Annotated in this window: 12 protein-coding genes; 9 read left to right on the top strand and 3 right to left on the bottom strand. The window is 70.1% G+C overall.

All coding sequences use genetic code 11. The features are described from left to right. Positions 1–2 precede the first annotated feature (2 nt). Both dnaE and BI06_RS01190 read right to left on the bottom strand, forming a co-directional pair. Complete coding sequence (gene dnaE / locus BI06_RS01195) at positions 3–3,407, bottom strand: DNA polymerase III subunit alpha (protein WP_043463892.1); 3,405 nt, start codon at positions 3,405–3,407, stop codon at positions 3–5. A 458-nt stretch (positions 3,408–3,865) separates the two neighbouring features. Then, entirely contained in the window at positions 3,866–4,603 is a 738-nt protein-coding gene (locus BI06_RS01190; RefSeq protein ID WP_043463889.1) for a hypothetical protein, read from the bottom strand. 323 nt (positions 4,604–4,926) lie between these two features. On the opposite strand from BI06_RS01190, the gene BI06_RS01185 reads away from it, so the two are divergent. Further along, positions 4,927–5,517, top strand: a complete 591-nt coding sequence (locus BI06_RS01185) for a hypothetical protein (RefSeq protein WP_043463886.1) — start codon at positions 4,927–4,929, stop codon at positions 5,515–5,517. 62 nt (positions 5,518–5,579) lie between these two features. After that, positions 5,580–5,717 (top strand): hypothetical protein, encoded by a 138-nt coding sequence (locus BI06_RS50160; RefSeq protein WP_158516361.1) that lies wholly within the window; start codon positions 5,580–5,582, stop codon positions 5,715–5,717. A 410-nt stretch (positions 5,718–6,127) separates the two neighbouring features. Here BI06_RS50160 and BI06_RS01180 read toward each other — a convergent pair whose 3' ends face one another. Continuing rightward, positions 6,128–6,358 carry a hypothetical protein gene (locus BI06_RS01180; protein ID WP_149030219.1) on the bottom strand — a complete coding sequence of 77 codons (231 nt, stop codon included), beginning with the start codon at positions 6,356–6,358 and terminating at the stop codon, positions 6,128–6,130. A 163-nt stretch (positions 6,359–6,521) separates the two neighbouring features. Between BI06_RS01180 and BI06_RS01175 the strand changes: the two genes are divergently transcribed. The 7 genes from BI06_RS01175 (at position 6,522) to istB (ending at position 16,904) form a co-directional block, all read left to right on the top strand. Further along, positions 6,522–7,985 carry a site-specific integrase gene (locus BI06_RS01175; RefSeq protein WP_043464155.1) on the top strand — a complete coding sequence of 488 codons (1,464 nt, stop codon included), beginning with the start codon at positions 6,522–6,524 and terminating at the stop codon, positions 7,983–7,985. Next, positions 7,985–9,919 carry a hypothetical protein gene (locus BI06_RS01170; protein ID WP_033819453.1) on the top strand — a complete coding sequence of 645 codons (1,935 nt, stop codon included), beginning with the start codon at positions 7,985–7,987 and terminating at the stop codon, positions 9,917–9,919. Before BI06_RS01175 ends, BI06_RS01170 begins: the two co-directional genes overlap by 1 nt. Then, positions 9,916–12,012 (top strand): hypothetical protein, encoded by a 2,097-nt coding sequence (locus BI06_RS01165; protein WP_033819452.1) that lies wholly within the window; start codon positions 9,916–9,918, stop codon positions 12,010–12,012. The genes BI06_RS01170 and BI06_RS01165 overlap by 4 nt, the downstream gene beginning before the upstream one ends. Further along, a complete protein-coding gene (locus BI06_RS01160) occupies positions 12,009–12,458 on the top strand; it encodes a hypothetical protein (protein WP_051740073.1) in 450 nt (149 codons plus the stop codon). Before BI06_RS01165 ends, BI06_RS01160 begins: the two co-directional genes overlap by 4 nt. An 873-nt stretch (positions 12,459–13,331) precedes the next feature. Continuing rightward, on the top strand, positions 13,332–14,579 hold the full coding sequence (locus BI06_RS01155; protein WP_051740072.1) for an IS110 family transposase: 1,248 nt from the start codon (positions 13,332–13,334) through the stop codon (positions 14,577–14,579). 40 nt (positions 14,580–14,619) lie between these two features. Continuing rightward, on the top strand, positions 14,620–16,116 hold the full coding sequence (istA, locus tag BI06_RS01150; RefSeq protein WP_033817947.1) for an IS21 family transposase: 1,497 nt from the start codon (positions 14,620–14,622) through the stop codon (positions 16,114–16,116). Then, positions 16,113–16,904 carry an IS21-like element helper ATPase IstB gene (istB, locus tag BI06_RS01145; protein ID WP_033817948.1) on the top strand — a complete coding sequence of 264 codons (792 nt, stop codon included), beginning with the start codon at positions 16,113–16,115 and terminating at the stop codon, positions 16,902–16,904. The genes istA and istB overlap by 4 nt, the downstream gene beginning before the upstream one ends. Positions 16,905–17,065: the final 161 nt, after the last annotated feature.

Genomic DNA, 17,065 nt, shown 5'->3' with positions numbered 1-17,065 from the left:
GCTCACCCGGCCGAGCCCGGCGAGGCGTGCCACATCCGGCCGGCGCCGCCTGGGCCTCCGCCGGTGCCCTGGTCGTCGTGGCGGGCGTCGCCGTGCTCGGACCCCGATGTGGCAAGGAGGGCGCGGACCGCGGCGGTGCCGCCCTCGGCTCGTACCCGGGCGAGTTCTGCGAGGTCCCAGGCCCGGTGCCCCACCACCGACAGGGAGCGGCCCCGGTGCTGCAGCTGCCCGCGCACCACCAGCAACCAGGAGTGGAACAGCGTGTGCGCAGCGGCCTCCGCGTCCGGACCGGAGAAGAACGCCAGGTCGACCGGCGGTCCGCCGGCCCCGTCGTCCAAGGTCAGGAAGATCGTGCGCTTGCCGGACTTCTGCGGCGGCGTCTGGATCGCCACCTTCGCGCCGGCCACCAGCACTGTCTCCCCGCCCTCGACGTCGCGCAGCCCGGTGGAAGGGGTGACACCGAGCTCGGCGAGCAGCGCGTGGTGCTCGGCCATCAGGTGCCGGGAGACGTCCAGGCCGATGACCTCCAGCTCGGCGTCGAGCTCCTGGCGGGGGGTCATGGCGGGCAGGCCGGTCGGGGCGCAGGCCTCGGCGGGAGCGGGCAGGGCGAGCTGGTCCGGTACCGCTGCCGTGCGGCGGCCGTGGTGGAGCTCGTCCAGGAGCAGCAGCAGGTCGCGGCGCGGCCGGGTGCCGCCGGGCACCGCGGCCAGCGCCCCGATCCGGGCGAGGTGCTGGGCGGTGGGCAGGGACGGGCGGGCCCGCTCCCACAAGTCCGGGACCGAGGCGAACGGGCGGCTTGCGGTGATCCGGTCGATCTCCTCCGCCGTGATGCCCTTCACCGCGGCCAGCGCGATCCGCAGTCCGTCCCGGCCGTCCGGGCCGGTCTCGACCCGGTAGCCGGCCTCCGAGGCCTCGACGCACACCGGCAGCACCGGTACGCCGTGGCGGCGGGCGTCGGCCAGCAGCAGGCGCAGCGGGTACATCCCCGGCTCCGCCTGCATGATCCCCGCGTAGAAGTGAGGGCCGAAGTGCGCCTTCAGCCAGGCACTTTGAAGGGTGATGACGGCGAACGCGGCGCTGTGAGAGGCAGGAAACCCGTAAGCTCCCATGCCCTTGAGCTGCTCGAAGGTCGTGTCGATGACCCGCTGGTCGTAGCCGGCCTTCGCGGCGCGGGTGCGGAACCAGGTCTCCAGGGCGGGCAGGCGCTCTGGGCGGCTGAGCGCCCGGCGGGCCTCCTCTCCCATCGCCAGATCCGTTCGTGTCAAGGTCGAAATCACCTTCGCCACCTGCTCGTTGAACACGAGCACCCCCAGGGTCGGGGACAACGCGGGGATCAGGTCGGGGTGCGGGTAGCGGACCGGCTGTCGGCCGTGCCGCGCGGCCAGCCATGGTCTGATCATGTCCGCGGCCACAGGCCCGGGCCGGAACAAGGCCAGCTGCACAACCAGATCCAGGAAGTTCCTCGGCTGGGCGCGGCCGAGCAGATCCCGCTGGCCGGGGCTGTCGATGGAGAAGACGCCGAGGGACTCTCCCTCACGCAGTAGGGCGAACGCCGCTTCGTCGTCCAGTGGCACCTGGGCCGGGTCGTCCAGGTCGACGGTTCGGCCGGTGGTGCGCTCGATCTCGGACAGTGCGTACGACATCGCCTGCATGGTCCGATTGCCCAGGATGTCCAATTTCAAGCAGCCCAAGTCCTCCACGTCCTCCTTGTCGAACACGGACATGGGCAGGCCGTCCCCGGGGGTGGGCAGCACCGGCGTGCGGGCCAGCAGGGAGTCGTCGGAGAGCAGCAGACCGCAGGGGTGCATCGCACTTCCACGGGGCAACGCGTCCAGGCCCTCGACCAGGTCCCAGAACCGGTCGCCGTAGCGGTCGGCCTGCTCGGCGACCTGACGCAGCTCCGGCAGCTCGGCCATCGCCGAGCGGGCGTCCCGAGCGCGGATGTGCGGGAACGCCTTGGCGAGCCGGCCCGCCTCCTCGGGACTGAGGCCGGTGGCCAGGGCGACGTCGCGGATCGCCCAGCGGACCCGGTAGGTCTCCGGCATCGCGACCGCAGCCACCCGCTCGGTGCCGAATCGCTCCAGCACGAGCCGGTAGCAGGCAATCCGGCGGTCGGCGGGCACGTCGACGTCGATGTCGGGCAACGAGCGGCGCCGGAAGGACAGGAACCGCTCCATGATCATGAGGCCGTGTTCGAGCGGGTTGACCGCCGAGATGCCCAGCAGGTGCACGATCAGCGATCCGGCGCCGGAGCCGCGCGCCGACACTCGCACCCCGGCCTCCTTGAAGTCTCCGACGATCCGGGCGACCGTCAGGAAGAACGTCGACCAGCCCAGGCCGGTCGCCACCTCGAGCTCCTCGGCGAGACGCCGGACGGCCTCCCGGTCGCGGTCCATGCCGCGCTCGGCCAGCGCACTCTCGCACCGCTTGCGCAGCACCCGCGCCGAGGACCCCGGCACCAGGCCAAGCCGGTCCTCCTCCGGGAAGCGCACGCCCCCGATCCCAAGGTCGGACGCCGGATCCAGCCGGCACTCGGCTGCCGTACGGGCGGTCACTGCCAGCAGGCGCCGGCCACCCCCGGGGCCCTGCCCGGCCGCCTCGGCGACCTCGTCGGCCAGCTGCGCCATCGCGGCCGGAGTCTTCAGCCACCGTTCGCCGCCGCACACCGCGCCGGGCTGGACGGGGCGCAGCAGGCGGGCGGCGTCCAGGACGTCCGCGACCGGGCCCTGGCCGGGGTTCGCGTAGCGGACGGCGTTGGTGAGTACCGCCTCCAGGTCGAGTTCCGTGGCCAGGCCCATGGTGCGGGCGGCGAGGCGCAGGGAACCCGGCCCGGTGCCGGGACGGCGCAGGTGCACCGCTTCCAGGCGCAGCGCCGGGCCGAACCACTGCCGCCACGGGGCGAGCAGCTGCTCGGCGCGGTCCGGCCGGCCGGCCGCCAGCGCCCGGATGGGCTCGGAGCCGGGGCCCAACAGCACCGTCAGCCCTTCGGTGTGGTCGGCAAGCACCTCCAGCGGGACCACCGGCTGCCCGCCGCCGCGTTCGCCCCGCACCGCCCACGCCAGGCTGATCAGCGCGCACAGGTTGGCCCAGCCAGCCTTGTCGCGGGCGAGGAAGGTGATTCGGGGCGCGGATTCGTCCACGAAGGCCCCGCCGCGGACCGGGGTCCTGCGCCGCCCGGCGGGGGCGGCGGGCTCGACCAGGCCGACCGCCAGATCCGCGCCGAACAGCGGCCGGACTCCGACAGCCGCGCAGGCCTTCGCGTGCCGCACCACGCCGGAGACGGTGTCCCGGTCGGTCAGCGCCAGCTCGGTGACGCCGCGCTCAGCGGCCCGCTCGGCCAGCGCGGCCGGGAGCGAGGCGCCGTAGCGCACCGAGTAGCCCGACGCAGTGTGGAGGTGCGGGAACACCTGATCACCTCCGGTCGGCCAGTCCCTTCGTCTCGTGTCCCGGCTCCCCTTCCGGCACCTCCAGTAGCTCATATGTTCGATTAGCAAGGCAAGCCGCGTTACCGCAGGTGGGGGTATTAGGACGGTGAGCGACGTCGCGTCCGACCGGTCGGCCCCGCCGGGATGGGACGACGACGCCCGGGGCGCCGAAAAATCTTGAAATCGACCGTCAGGTGCCCACCCGAACGCGACTTACAAGCGGCACACCGAGCGGGACGTACAACCGACCGAGTCGGGACACCGGACTTTCGACACGCGGCGGTCGACCGCGCCTTCAGTCGGGCTCAGAGTCATGCACGGCGCGCGTGTCTCGCAAGGGGGAAGCGCCCTCACCCGGTGGCGTGTCATCGGCGCATACAGCGGGCCAGCTGGTTCCGCCTCACCGGATCACGGCAGGCCTGCCTCGCCCCGGCGCAGCGTCAGCGCCAGGGGGACAAGAGGGCTACGAGACGCCTCCACCGGGGAACAGCCGGTGGTGGGAGGGGACACTCGGCGAGGTCCTCCGCGAGCTCCATGAGGGCCGTCAGGATGCGGTCAGCCATCGAATCGACGACCATCTCCGGATCGGCGAGCACGGCAACGCCCCCGGCCAAAATGCGGGAGAAGTCCGGTGACCGGGTCGGCTTCCAGCGCGCCCGCCGACTGCTGAGGTACATGGACAGGGAGACCGGCTCCGGACCGGTGATCCCCGCGCGGACGGCGGCGCGAAGCTCCGTGCGGAGCAGGCGCGCGCACTCGATGTCGGCTGCCGTGGGCTCCCAGAGCCGGGTACGCAGTTCGAGGTGTAGCCCCTGCGCGTTGGCTTCTCCCGACCCACTGAACGTCGAGCCCCGGTCATAGGCCGTGGCGACGGCTTGCTTGAGCAGTTCGCGCCGGGACTCGGTCTGATCGGCGTGACGACCGTAGTCGGGAACCCAGGGCGTCCCGCACAGGTGACAGACGACTCGCCCTTCCTCGCCCAGCCAACCGGCCACCGTGTGGGGCCCCGCGCTCTCACACTGTGGGCAGGCGAACCATCGAATCGGCCAGCCGCTGACGGGAGCGCGCAGCGGAACGCGCCTGTCGGCGTCCGGGAATTCCTGGTAAGCGAGCTGGTCGGCCACCAGCAGCCAGAACTGCGGTTCTGTGCTGGCGGACGAGGCGTCGAGGTGGTCCACGCCCCGAATCTAGCCGTTTCTTCCGACACCGATGGCCGCGGGCTCCCCGCCACAGCGGCTCAGGCGGCGAACCGGCTGGTCAGCCTCACCGGATCGCGGCGGGCCCCCTGCCCGGCGCAGCGCATCAACGCGGAGCAGACGCGCCCGCGCTGCCGGGTCCATAGGCACAGGCGGAACTGGAATTTGCTGCTCACCACCCCGAGGTGCGGTCACACTGGGCCCATGGCTCCAGCGGCCCCGTGAGCGTCGGTGGCCGTCACTACACTGCGACACGCCGCTGACGCTCGGTCCGCGACCACCCCGGTTCCTCAAGAGGTACGTCTGTGATCCTGCTGAGCCTGGCTCTGACCATCGGAGGACTGGGAGTACTCACCTGCATCGCGGTCGCCGTCGCCCGGGCGCGCGGCGGGACGACCGGCAGCTCGGACGCCGGAGGGCCGGAGAAGATCCTGCGCTACGGCATGGTGGCCTTCGTCGGAGTGTGCCTGCCGATGCTCTTCACGGTGCTCGGGGTCTACTCCGGCAGGCCTCCCCTGTGGCTCGGCCTGGTCCACGGCGTCCTCGTGGTGGCCGGTGTCATGCTGATCAGCTGGCTGATGACGCGGATCCGCCTGGACATGTGGTCCGACGAACTGCTCGTCGGCCCGCGGTTCCTCCCCGAAGTCCTGCCCGTTCTGGACGCCGCCCAGCAGCGCGCCGGCGGCACGGGCTCCGCGCTCATGGAGCAGGTACGCACGGCGATCGGGGCCGGCCGGGGCCGTGACGCACTACGGTACGCGGTAGAGATCCGAGCCTTGGTCGAGGCCGCCGATCTGCCCGAGCATGCCGCCTGGACGAAGGTCTCCGATCGGATCCTCTACTGGGAGGAAGGGCACCTTCCTCCGCAGAAGAAGAACCGGGTCCGGGCCGTCTGACCGGCGATCTCGCAGCACTGACCAGCTGAAATGACGGGGTGGGGATGGAGTTGGCGGGCACCGTGCCAGCGATCTCGACGCGCTATGGCACTCAGCCGGGGCACGACCAGCCCGCCCTGCTGCAGACCACCACCGCCGAAGGCGCCGACCAGCCCGAGGCCCTCGACCTTGTACGCACCGTCCTCGCCCGCACCGACTGAGTCCTGGACCTGGTGGAGAACGCGCACTACCTGCCGCGCATCGAACCCCTCGACCAGCTGCTGACCGACCTCGACCAGGCCCCGGCCGCATGAGCACCACGGCGGCCGTGACCACCGGCCACGTCACCGCCGTCCTGCGCCTGCCCGCCGGCGCGGACCCGACGGCCGCCGCCCGGGCGACCCGCATGCTGCCTGGCGGCTGGACCCTCGGCCCGGCCGCCGGGCCCGTCCTGCTCGACATCACCGCCGACGCCCGCACCATCCGCCTACGCCTCCCGGCTGGTCAGCTGCGCACCGACACCCTGGCCTACGTCACCTACACCGCGCTGGAGCGGCAGCGGCAGCACCGGGTGAGCGTGCACGCCCCGCGGCGATCGGGCCGGACGGGCGGGCCGTCACGTCGACGCGGCTCAGGCCAACGCGTTCTCGAACACCGACCGGTTCGCGGCGGTGAACGCGAACTCCCTACGACTCCACTCGATCCGCGAAGCCAGCACCTCGGGCTCGGCCGGTGCGGTGTCGGGCGAGGCCATGAGCTCGGCCCAGAACCGCGCGTTGCGCGCCTGCCGCTCGAGGACGGCGTCGACCACCGCACCGCGTTCCGGTCCCCGGAGGCCGTAGGCGTCCGTAAGGATCTTCACCTGCTCGGCCTGCCGCTCCACCGGAACGGTGCACTTCGACGCGATGCACCAGGTCTTCTTTCAGCTGTTCAAATCTGTCTCATGAGACCTGTGGTTCAGTCTCGATGGGACGAGACAGGTGAGCTGACAGGAGTTCCCCTCCGGCCCCCGGGGAGGGATGGACATGGATCTTGCCTTCGTGCAGGCAGGGCTGCTGGAGAAGTACCTGGACACCGATGTGATCTCTGCTGCGAGGGTGGTCGCTCTGCTGAAGCGACGGGGCATCCTCGACGGGACGCCGGTGTACCTCGACGAGGAGACGCAGACGCCGATCCCGCCCCTGTGCGAGTTCGGCAGGTACCTGTCGACGGCGTTGCTGGACGAGACCACGCTGAAGGACTACGGGCGGGTGATCGGCCGGCTGGACGACCATCTTGCCGGTCTGGACAGCGATGTGCTGTCGGCGACGGAGTCCGACCTTGTTTCGTACCGCGGCCATCGGACTCAGTGGCAGGAGAGGCCGGTCGGCGCGTCGGCCTGGGGCCGGGAATCGTTCGTCCTGGACGACTTCTACGGCTTCCTCGTCGAGCGGAAGATCTTGCCGCGCCGCCCGGCGAGGCTGGCTGCGCGGGGACGCAACGCGTTGGCGCCGCGGGTCCGGTCGGGCATGGACATCCGGCACCTCACGTTCGAGCAGTACCGATACTTCCGAGATGTGGGACTGGGCGGGCAACTTCCCAACGCCCAGGTGGACCCGACCTTCCGCGGGTGGTCGCCGCTGCGCGGCCGAGCCGGCGGCGACATCGCACTCGGATCGGGGGCTCGTTGGCGGGAGTGGTCGACCGTGCTGCTGCCGGAGATCGGGCTCTGGCCGGGGATGTCGGGTGGAGCGGCCGAGTACATCGTCCAAGCCTGCGCGAAGTACGGCAAAGCCCGGACCGTCTACGTTCCCGAGGATGCCGTCGCGTCCGCCGACCTGTTCTGCCTGCTCGAACGTCCGGACATCGTCCGCAGGGCAGCCCGGACCCTGGAGCGTAAAGCCCGCGACCTGTTCGTGGTGGGCGAGGTCGACGTCGCCGGCGGCCGGGTGAGGGGCGTCCTGGACGGCGTCGTGCGCGAGTTCCAGATGTCGGCCATGGACGCCAAGCTGCGGCGGATCACCGTCTACGAGGGCGAGTTCGGCCTGGAGGCCCTGACCTTGTTCGTCTGCCGCGGCGGTCTAATGCCGGGGGCGGACGCCTGGAAGGGCTACCGCCACCGGGCCTGGACACGCATGACGAACCTCGCCGACCGGTCCACGCCACTGCTGCCGGCACGACGGTGGCGCTGGCACGACCTAAGGCACACCTACGCTCTGCGGCTTTTGACCTACCTGGAGAACATCATGGACGGCGAGGAGCCGGACCAGCAGGCGCGCCGCCGACGGCACCGTTCGTACTTGACCGGGCACATCCGGCACAACCCGCTGCTGATTGTCAGCCGCAGACTCGGTCATGCGAATCCGGAAACCACCTACGAGTACCTCCAGTACACAGATGACCTGATCAATGAGTTCGAGGCCGCGTTCTCCAGCTGGATCGGTGACGACGAGGCGACCTATGCCGACATCGCGTCCCACGCGATCAGCGGCGCCAAGGGCGGCTGCTGATGCCGAAGGTACGCCGGAAAGGCCGCAGCAACGAAGATCGAGACCGCTTGCGGGCGGCCCTGGCAAATCCGGTCCCGCCCGGCGGCATCGGTCCTCGAGTCGTCGAGATCCCCCGACAGCTCGTGGCGGTGGATCCGTCGGGCTTCTACTGCTCGCGTTTGGCCATGCAGCTGGCGGACGAGTGGGTGGAGTACGTGGCCGCCACCGCCATCACGACCCATGCGAGGGTCTACCACCTGGCGATCACCCGGTTCTGCAAGTACGTGGACAAGGAGCTCGGGTCGGCGGCAGAGGCGGTGAGCCTGACCGATCCACGCCTGCTTGACCTGCTGCTGAAGTGGGAGCTGTCATTGCCCGAGAGCTACGCTCCGAGCTCCACTTACCCTGGATTGTTGGCGGGCGCCCTGCGGGTGCTGATTATTCGTCGGGACGATCACCCCGAGCGTCCGGTTGCCCCGGAGCTGGCCCGGCTGGCCCGCGGTCCCGGGCTGCTGGGCAGCGGGGAGAAGACGGAGCGGGACGAGTTCACTCGCCAGGAGAAACGGGCCCTGGTTCGTGCGGCCTGGCAGAGCGTCCACGCCACCCGCAAGCGTGTGGAGGAGGGCTGGGCCCTGGCCGGAGAGGGCCGCCACCCCGACCAGGGCAGTTGGACCAGCATTCCCGACCTGCTCTGGGGCTTCGCCCACGAGCGGATCACCCCTCGAGACATTCACCGGCTCGTGCCTCCGCCTCGCGAATGGCCGTCGGAACTTCGGACGTTCGCCGCAGGCCCTGACGAGGTCTTCGTTCCTCAGGCAGCGCGGAGGCAGCTGGCTCGCCAGCTGTTCGCGAGGTTGTATCCGCACAACCTTGATCTGCACGCTTTCCGCATCCTGCTGATGGACGCCACCGGCCACGCCTCGGAAGAGGTCACCGGCTTCGGAGAGACAGAGGTGGAGTTCCTTCCCAAGGGCGTTCGGTTGACTCTCCTCAAGAACCGGGCCGAACGCCGACGCCACCGGGCCTTTCGTGACCAGTCCGCACCCGTGGAGGCGGGCCCGGACGAAGGCGCTGACGGGCAACTCACGGTGAACTGGCCACGGCGCGAGGCCAGCGAGGTGGTGCGCCAGCTCATGGATATGACCGCACGGGTACGGGCCAAGGCCCCGCACATCACCCACACGCTCTTCGTCACCGCTACCGTCCGCAACGACTTCACCGCGGTCTTCAACGAGTGGAAGCCCGTGTCCAAGAGCTCCTTCAGCAACTGGCTGGACGCCGCGGGAGTCGAGATCACGGGCGACCGGCACATCGGCCGCATGCGGAAATCGGTCAAGGTCGAGAAGGCCATCGTGACCGAAGGACGCATCAGTGCCGCCGCGGACGACCACACCGAGGAGACCTTCGCCACCCACTACGCGCAGGGCACCACGCTGCGAATCATGTCCGGACGGACGATCGCCACGGCCCAGCAGCACTGGCTCGACAAAGCTCTTGACCGCGTCGACGGCCCCACCGTCATCTCCGACGCCCCGGGGGAAGTCGACCAGGCCGTGCTGGAGGACTCGGGCCTGTCCGCGCAGGAGGCCGAGGACATCATGGCCGGTCAGCTCGACATGGGCGTCTCCCACTGCAGGAACCCCTACCAGGGCCCCTACAGCCGACCCGGCGAGCTCTGCGCCGTCGCACCACTGCGCTGCCTGGAATGCCGCAACGCCTGGATCCTGCCCACCAACCTGCCTCAACTCCTTCTCTTTAAAGCGCACTTGGAACGAGTCCGCACCGTTCTTACTCCGCAGGCATTCGAGCGGCTCTGGGGACAGAGCTGGGTGAACCTCCGCGCCGTCCTGAACGACCGAACGCCCGAGGAACTGGACCAGGCCCGCAAGCACATCGAAGCCGGCCAAGCCGTCCTCGACCTGCCGCTCGCTGCGAACACGGAGTTCGACGCATGATCCTGCCCTTGCCCGAACAGCGGCGTCCCTCTCTATTTCGGGATGACGAACCCGTCGTCCAGGGGCGCTCGCTACTGCCCGAGGCCCGCGAGCCCGGCGCCCGCATCCCCCGGTTCGGTGACAGGGCCATCTGGAACTTCAACGGCGTTCTCAAGCGGCCGGCCAACCGCACGGCCGCTTCGTGGATGGTCCACTTCAGCTTGGAGCTGGAGGATCCGTACTGGAACCTGCTGGCTCGCGAGTTCCTGATGCTCACCTTCAACCCGCGGCACCCCGAGGTCCTCAAGAGCGGTGTCGTCCTCGAAGGCTACGGCGCCCCGGGCGCCTTGATCCAGGTGGCCTCGCGCCTGCGGACGGCGGCGAAGTGGGGCCGCAAGAACGGACTCCCGGCTCACCCGGACGCATGGACGGTGCAGGACCTGCGGCAGCGCATCATCGACATGGCCGCGACCGGGTCCGCTCCGTACACGGTCAGCGGGCACGTGACCGCCTTCAAGAATCTGGCGGCAGCCGCCCCCGTCCTGAGCCTGCCCTGGCCTGTCGGCGACCCATGGCCTGGTCAGAGCGCCCGCAAGGTCGCTCAGCTGAGCGCCAGCAAAGATCTTTCCACCCCCACAGTTCCCCCGGAGACGTGGTTCCCGCTGATCCGCGCGGCCTGGGCCTACATCCACGACTTCGCCCCTGACGTCCTGCGCGCCGATCGCCGTCACAACGAGCTCCTCGCCGCCGCGAAGTCGTCGTCCCAAGGCATCGACCCACGGCTCGAGGAATGGCTTGCCGACCCCCAAAACAAGATCCCGCTCCACGCCAAGGCTTCCAAGGGCCGGGCTCCGCACGTGAATTGGAGCCTGCTGGCGCTTCTCCTCGGCTACGAGCGGCAGCACCATGGCGCCTTCTGCGAGACGGGCAGCCAGATCGAGAGGCGGCGACGTGCACGGGTTCTGGAGGAAGTGGCCAAGGGGCGGACCACGACCCAGGCGCTGAATGGAGAACTCGTACAGACGACTCGGCCGGACGGCAGCACGGGAGCCTGGCACCCCGGCATCGGCCCTCGAGCGCTGAACGACCTCAAGGCGATCCTGCGCGATGCGGCGTTCGCGCTGGTCGTGGGCCTTTCCATGATGCGCGACTCGGAAATCCACGAGATCTTGCGGGCATCCGTCGTCGAGCACTACAGCACCCCTGCCATCTCCTCCACGAAGATCAAGGGCACCCCCAACCGCCCCGGCAAGCACTGGTGGGTTGCCGAACCTCTCGTTGAAGCCCTCGCGGTCGCCGAGGCTGTCTCCCGGCACCCCGAGCGCGTCTTCGCCCCAGTGGGTGCTGGCAACCAGGACGGCACCATCGTCGGCACCAGGATGCTGGCGGCGTTCGTGCGCTTCGTGAACAGGCACCGCACCTGGACCGGCCTCGACGAGATTCCCACCACCTACATCCGCCCCCACATGTTCCGCAGGACGATGGCGATGCTCACCGATCAGTTCCCCGGGTCCGAGATCGCCACCGGCATCCAGCTCAAGCACCTCGCCAAGCGGGCCCTGGCCAACGCCACCACCCGCAGCTATGCCGCCTCCGACGACAACTGGGCCAAATACCTCGAAGACGCCCTCGACAACGTCAAGTTCCGCAAGATCAAAGACCTCTACGAGCGTCACACCGCGGGCGAGGAGATCGGATTCGGGCCCGGCGCCGAACGGGTCAAGGACGCGTTCGACCAGATCAACGCCACCGTCAAGGCCCGCAACGGGGACGCCCGCACCGCCGACACGCTCCTGCGAACGACCAGGATCCACATCCGGTTCGGCATGCTCAACAACTGCACCGCCGACCACACCAACCCCGTCGGCGCCGTCTGCCTCGAAAACGCGATCATCCCGGAAGGCCACACCGGCCCCCTCGACGAACGCTGCCGGCCCGACCGATGCGCCAACAGCATGATCGGCCCCGAGCACCTACCGATCTACGACTCCCACCAGCGCAAACAGCTCCAGCTCATCAACAACCCCTCCACCCCGGCCTGCCGCCGAGACCTCGCCGAACGCGAACTCGACATCACCCGCAACGTCCTCAAGATGGCGGGAGAACCCCAGTGACCGCACCCGCCGACGCCAACCCCGAAGACCAGGTCAGCCCCAAGACCGTCGCCGCCCTGCGGGCAGCAATGACCCGCCTCCTCGAAGGCCGCCCGCAACGGACCGACGGCCGCCTCACCAAAGAGAACCTCTACAAAGAAGCCCAGGTCAGCCGCGCGACCATGAACCGCGCGAAGGCGATCCTCGCTGAATGGGACGCCCATCTCGCCGCCCACGGCAAGACCACGCCCGGCGAGGCCAAACGCGACGCGGCCATCGCCGACCTCAACAAGCGCCTGACCAAGAAGACCCAGGAATGCACGCTCCTGGAGAACAAGCTCAAGGCCGCCCACACCGCGATCGCCGCCCTCTTCCACGACAACGAAGCCCTCCGGCAGCAACTCCACCAGGACGCCGCAACCGCGGTCACGCCCATCCGCCCCCGCGGGCCCCGGCAAGGACTGTGAGCGACGGGGGCCCAAGTCTTTCGAGTGAAGCGGTGCAGGCCCCGCTGCGGCAGGGCCCCGTACCAGTTTCAGTGGGCGATGGCGTCGATCAGGTCCTGGGCACGGTCGCGGATCGGTGCCTCGGCGCCGCTTCGCCGAGGGCCTGCGGGGTGAGCTGGTCGCTGGTGCGGCTGGCGGTCAGCACGGTTGACAGCGGTCGTGACAATCTCCCCATAGGCGGCCATATAGGGCCCCACTGATGGCCAGGGGTTTCCCCGTGGACGGCCAGATATCTCCCCGCTCGCCCCACCCTCCCCGGTCGGCGACGCTCGACCGGGTGAAGAACAGCAGGGAGATCATGGAAATCCTGGAGGCCTACGACCTAATTCCTTATTAGAGGGCCGTGGGAAGCGGAGCGGTTGCCGCCACCCTGGCCCGCAGGGGTGGTCGTGAGCGGGCCAGGGAGACACCTGCATACGACCCGGCCACAGAGGCCTTCTGTGAGATCGGTGCCACCCTGGCTCACCCTGGCCCCTCCACGGTCACCGCCACACAGCCGCCCACCGTCGGCCGGGGCACCGAGCGGACGCACATGTCTCTGACCTGGCGTTCGACGCCCTGCCGCAGATCTGCGGCGCTTGGTGCCCCGGCCGACGGCGGGCTGCGGTGATCATTCGTTGGAGCGATGTTGGCGGTGCGAGCCCGTTCCACGGTGACCTCTCGAAAGGCCCGGGCCTTGAGCTCCGGCACAGATCGAGGCCTGTGGAGCGAGCTGGTGCCACGCAACAACTAGTGCGATGTCGGCCCGAGACGAGGCCTGGAATTAGGGAGCTGAGTGGCCCCACACGTGCTCGCGGATCAGTGCCCGAGCATGCCCTGACCAGGGAGAACAGCGTGATCTACTGCGGGATCGACTGGGCCGAACGGACCCACGACGTCGCCCTCGTCGACGACAGCGGCCAGCTGCTGGCCAAGCGCCGCATCACCGACGACGCGGCCGGCTACCAGCTCCTGCTCGACCTCCTCGCCGAACACGGCGACACCGCCGAGGAGCCGATCCCGGTCGCCATCGAGACCGGCCGCGGCCTGCTGGTCGCCATCCTGCGCACCGGGGATCGCAAGGTTTTCGCAATCAACCCGATGGCCGCTGCCCGCTACCGCGACCGCCACGGCGTCTCCCGCAAGAAGTCCGACCCCGGCGACGCCCTGGTCCTGGCGAACATCCTGCGCACCGACATGCCCATGCACCGCCCGCTCCCCGCCGACACCGACCTCGCCCGCGCGATCGCGGTGCTGGCCCGAGCCCAACAGGACGCCACCTGGAACCGCCAGCAGATCTCCAACCGGCTCCGCTCCCTGCTCCGCGAGTACTACCCCGCCGCCCTCGACGCCTTCGGACCCTGGCAGAACGGCCTCTGCCGCTCCGAGGCCCGCGAACTCCTCAAGCTCGCCCCCACCCCGGCCCGCGCCGCCCGCTTGACCCGCAGCCAGATCGCCGCCGCCCTCAGACGGGCCGGCCGCAGCCGCAAGCTCGACACCGAGACCGACCGGCTGCGCGAGGTCTTCCGCGCCGAGTACGCCCACCAGCCCCAGCTCGTCGAGGACGCCCTCGGCAAGCAGATGCTCGCCCTCCTGCACCAGCTCGACGCCACCTGCCAGGCCGCCGAGGAACTGGCCCAGGCCGTCGAGGAGCTCTTCCCCCAGCACCCCGACGCGGAGATCCTCCTGTCCTTCCCGGGTCTGGGCACCCAACTGGCCGCCCGCGTCCTGGCCGAGGTCGGCGACGACCACACCCGCTTCGCCGACGCCCGCGGCCTCAAGGCCTACGCCGGAGCCGCGCCGGTCACCCGCGCCTCCGGCAAGAAGAGCCACATCGGCCGGCGCATCGTCAAGAACGACCGCCTCAACCACACCGGCTACCTCTGGGCGTTCTCCGCCCTCACCGCCTCACCCGGAGCCGGCGCCCACTACCGCGCCCGCCGCGAACACGGAGACTGGCACGCCGCCGCCCAACGCCACCTCTTCAACCGCCTGCTCGGACAGCTCCACCACTGCCTCCAGCACCACGAACGGTTCGACGAGAACACCGCCTTCCCCGCAGCCGGCGCCTCACAGGCAGACGCAGAGGCAGCTGCCGCGTGACCCCGGCGGACTCGCCCCCAAAACTTGACGCGCTAACCCCGTGCGATGTCTCACGGGCAGTTACCGCTCGGCCGCTGAGCTGGCCGGATGCGACCACCACACGGTCGCCCGCTATGTGAAGATGCGCGCGGCCGGCCAGCAGCCTGACCAGCGCCGACACCGCGATCGGGCGATCGACGCCTTCCTGCCCAAGATCGAGGAGCTCGTGGTCCGCTCCGGCGGCAGGATCCGCGCCGACGTGGTCCACAAGCGGATCTCCGCGATGGGCTTCACCGGCGGGGAACGCACCACCCGCCGCACTGTCGCCGAGGCGAAAGCCCAGTTCAGGGCCGGGCAGCGGCGAATCTACCGGCCCTGGATCACCGAGCCGGCGCTCTGGCTGCAGTGGGACTGGGGCGAGGGCCCGACCATCGGCGGGCGGCGGACCTCGCTGTGGTGCGCGTGGCTGGCCTGGTCCCGCTTCCGGGTCGTGATCCCGGTCTGGGACAAGACCCTGCCCACGATCACCGCCTGCCTCGATGCCACCTTGCGCAGGATCGGTGGAGTGCCCGCCTACGCGTTGACCGACAACGAGAAGACGGTCAGCACCGACCACATCGCCGGGATCGCGGTCCGCAACCCGGAGATCGTCGAGGTCGCCCGGCACTACGGCATGACCATCCGCACCTGCCTGCCCGCCGACCCGGAGACCAAGGGCGGCTCGGAGGCGACCGTGCGGATCGCCAAGGCAGACCTGGTCCCCAAGGACGTCAACCTCCTTGAGGAATACCGCAGTTTCGCCGTGTTGGAGGCGGCCTGCCGCAGCTTCTGCGAAGAGGTCAACAACCGCGTCCACCGCGAGACCCGCCGCCGCCCGGTCGAGATGCTCGCCGAGGAACAACAACGGCTGCACCCGCTGCCCAAGCAGCCCTTCACCGTCGCGTTCGGCACCACCCGCCGGGTCAACTGGGACGCGACGATCTCGGTGGAGGCGGTCCGTTACTCGGTCCCGCACCCGCTGATCGACACCCGGGTCTGGGCCCGGTTCCACGGCGACGAGCTCATCGTCACCGCCGTCCAGGCCGACGGAACCGCCTCCGAAGTGGCCCGCCACCAGCGCGGCACCCCGGGCAGCCCGGTCATCGACGAGGCCCACTACCCCGAGCGCGAGGACAAGGAGGGCGACCGCACCCCGCGCGCCACCAGCGCCGAGGAGGCCGCGTTCCTGATGATCGGCCCCGGAGCCGCCGCCTGGCTGGTCGAGGCAGCGACCGCCGGGACCCGCAGGGTCAAGGCCAAGATGGCCGAAGCCGTCGCGCTGTCCAAACTGTTCCCCGCTGCCCAGGTCGATCGGGCCCTGGGCACCGCCGCGGTCACCGGCCGCTTCGCCGAGAAGGACCTGCTGTCGATCCTCGATTACCAGGCCAGACACGGCATCCCCGAACCCACCCGCGCGAGCGAGACCCACAGCCTGCAGCCCGGCACCTCCGCCTGGGCCCGCTTCGGCCCCACCACCAGCACCGACGCGACCGACGACGAACAGGACGACCTTCGATGACGACCCCGCTCCGCAGCGTCCCCGGCTCGGCCGGCGATCCCCTGAACGAGGCGATCGCGCTGACCCGGCGCTTGAAGCTGCCTCACATCCGTCGCGCGCTGGGCGACTTGATCCCCACCGCGAAGGCCCAGCGTTGGGACCCGGCCGAGGTCGTCCGTGTCCTGCTGGCCGAGGAGGCCGCCGGCCGTGACCGCGCCAACCTTCACACCCGCCGCAAGCGGGCCGGGTTCCCCGCCGGGAAGACGTTCGGCGACTGGGACGAGACGGCATCCTCCATACCCCGCGCCACCCAGGACGCCCTCAAGACCCTGGAATGGGTCAGGCGCCGGGAGAGCCTTTGCGTCTGCGGACCGTCCGGCACGGGAAAGTCACACTTCACCGAGGCTCTCGGGCAGGCCGCGGTCGAGGCCGGGATGACGGTTGCCTGGTTCACCATCGAGGACCTCGGCGCCCTGGTCCGCCGCCACCGCGCGGACGACTCCATCGCCCGAGCCCTGGCCCGGGTCATCCGATCCGACTTGATCATCGTCGATGACATCGGCCTGCTGCCGGTCAGCCCCGACGCAGCCGAGGGCTTCTACCGACTGGTGGATGCCGCCTACGAACGCCGCGCGCTCGCGGTCAGCAGCAACCTGCACCCCTCGGGATTCGACGAGATCATGCCGAAGACCCTGGCCACGGCCACCGTCGACCGGCTCATGCACCACGCTCACATCGTGGTCACCCAGGGTGACAGCTTCCGGCTCACCCAGGCCACCTCCGGTCAGGGCGTCAAGCCCTTCAGCTGATCACCACACGACCCAGGGCGGGGAGATATCTGGCCGCCGTTGGGGAGAACCCGCAGGCCACCAGTGGGGAGAACTCCTGGCCGCCTATGGGGAGAACTTCAAGACCGTTGACACACGGTCGCGCCCTCGGGGGTGAAGACCACGGAGGAGGAGCCCCGCAG

It is taken from the genome of Kitasatospora sp. MBT66 (genome assembly GCF_000710405.2).
Lineage (GTDB): Bacteria > Actinomycetota > Actinomycetes > Streptomycetales > Streptomycetaceae > Kitasatospora > Kitasatospora purpeofusca.
Note: the sequence above shows the minus strand (reverse complement) of the source record. Positions and strands in the feature narration are given on the sequence as shown.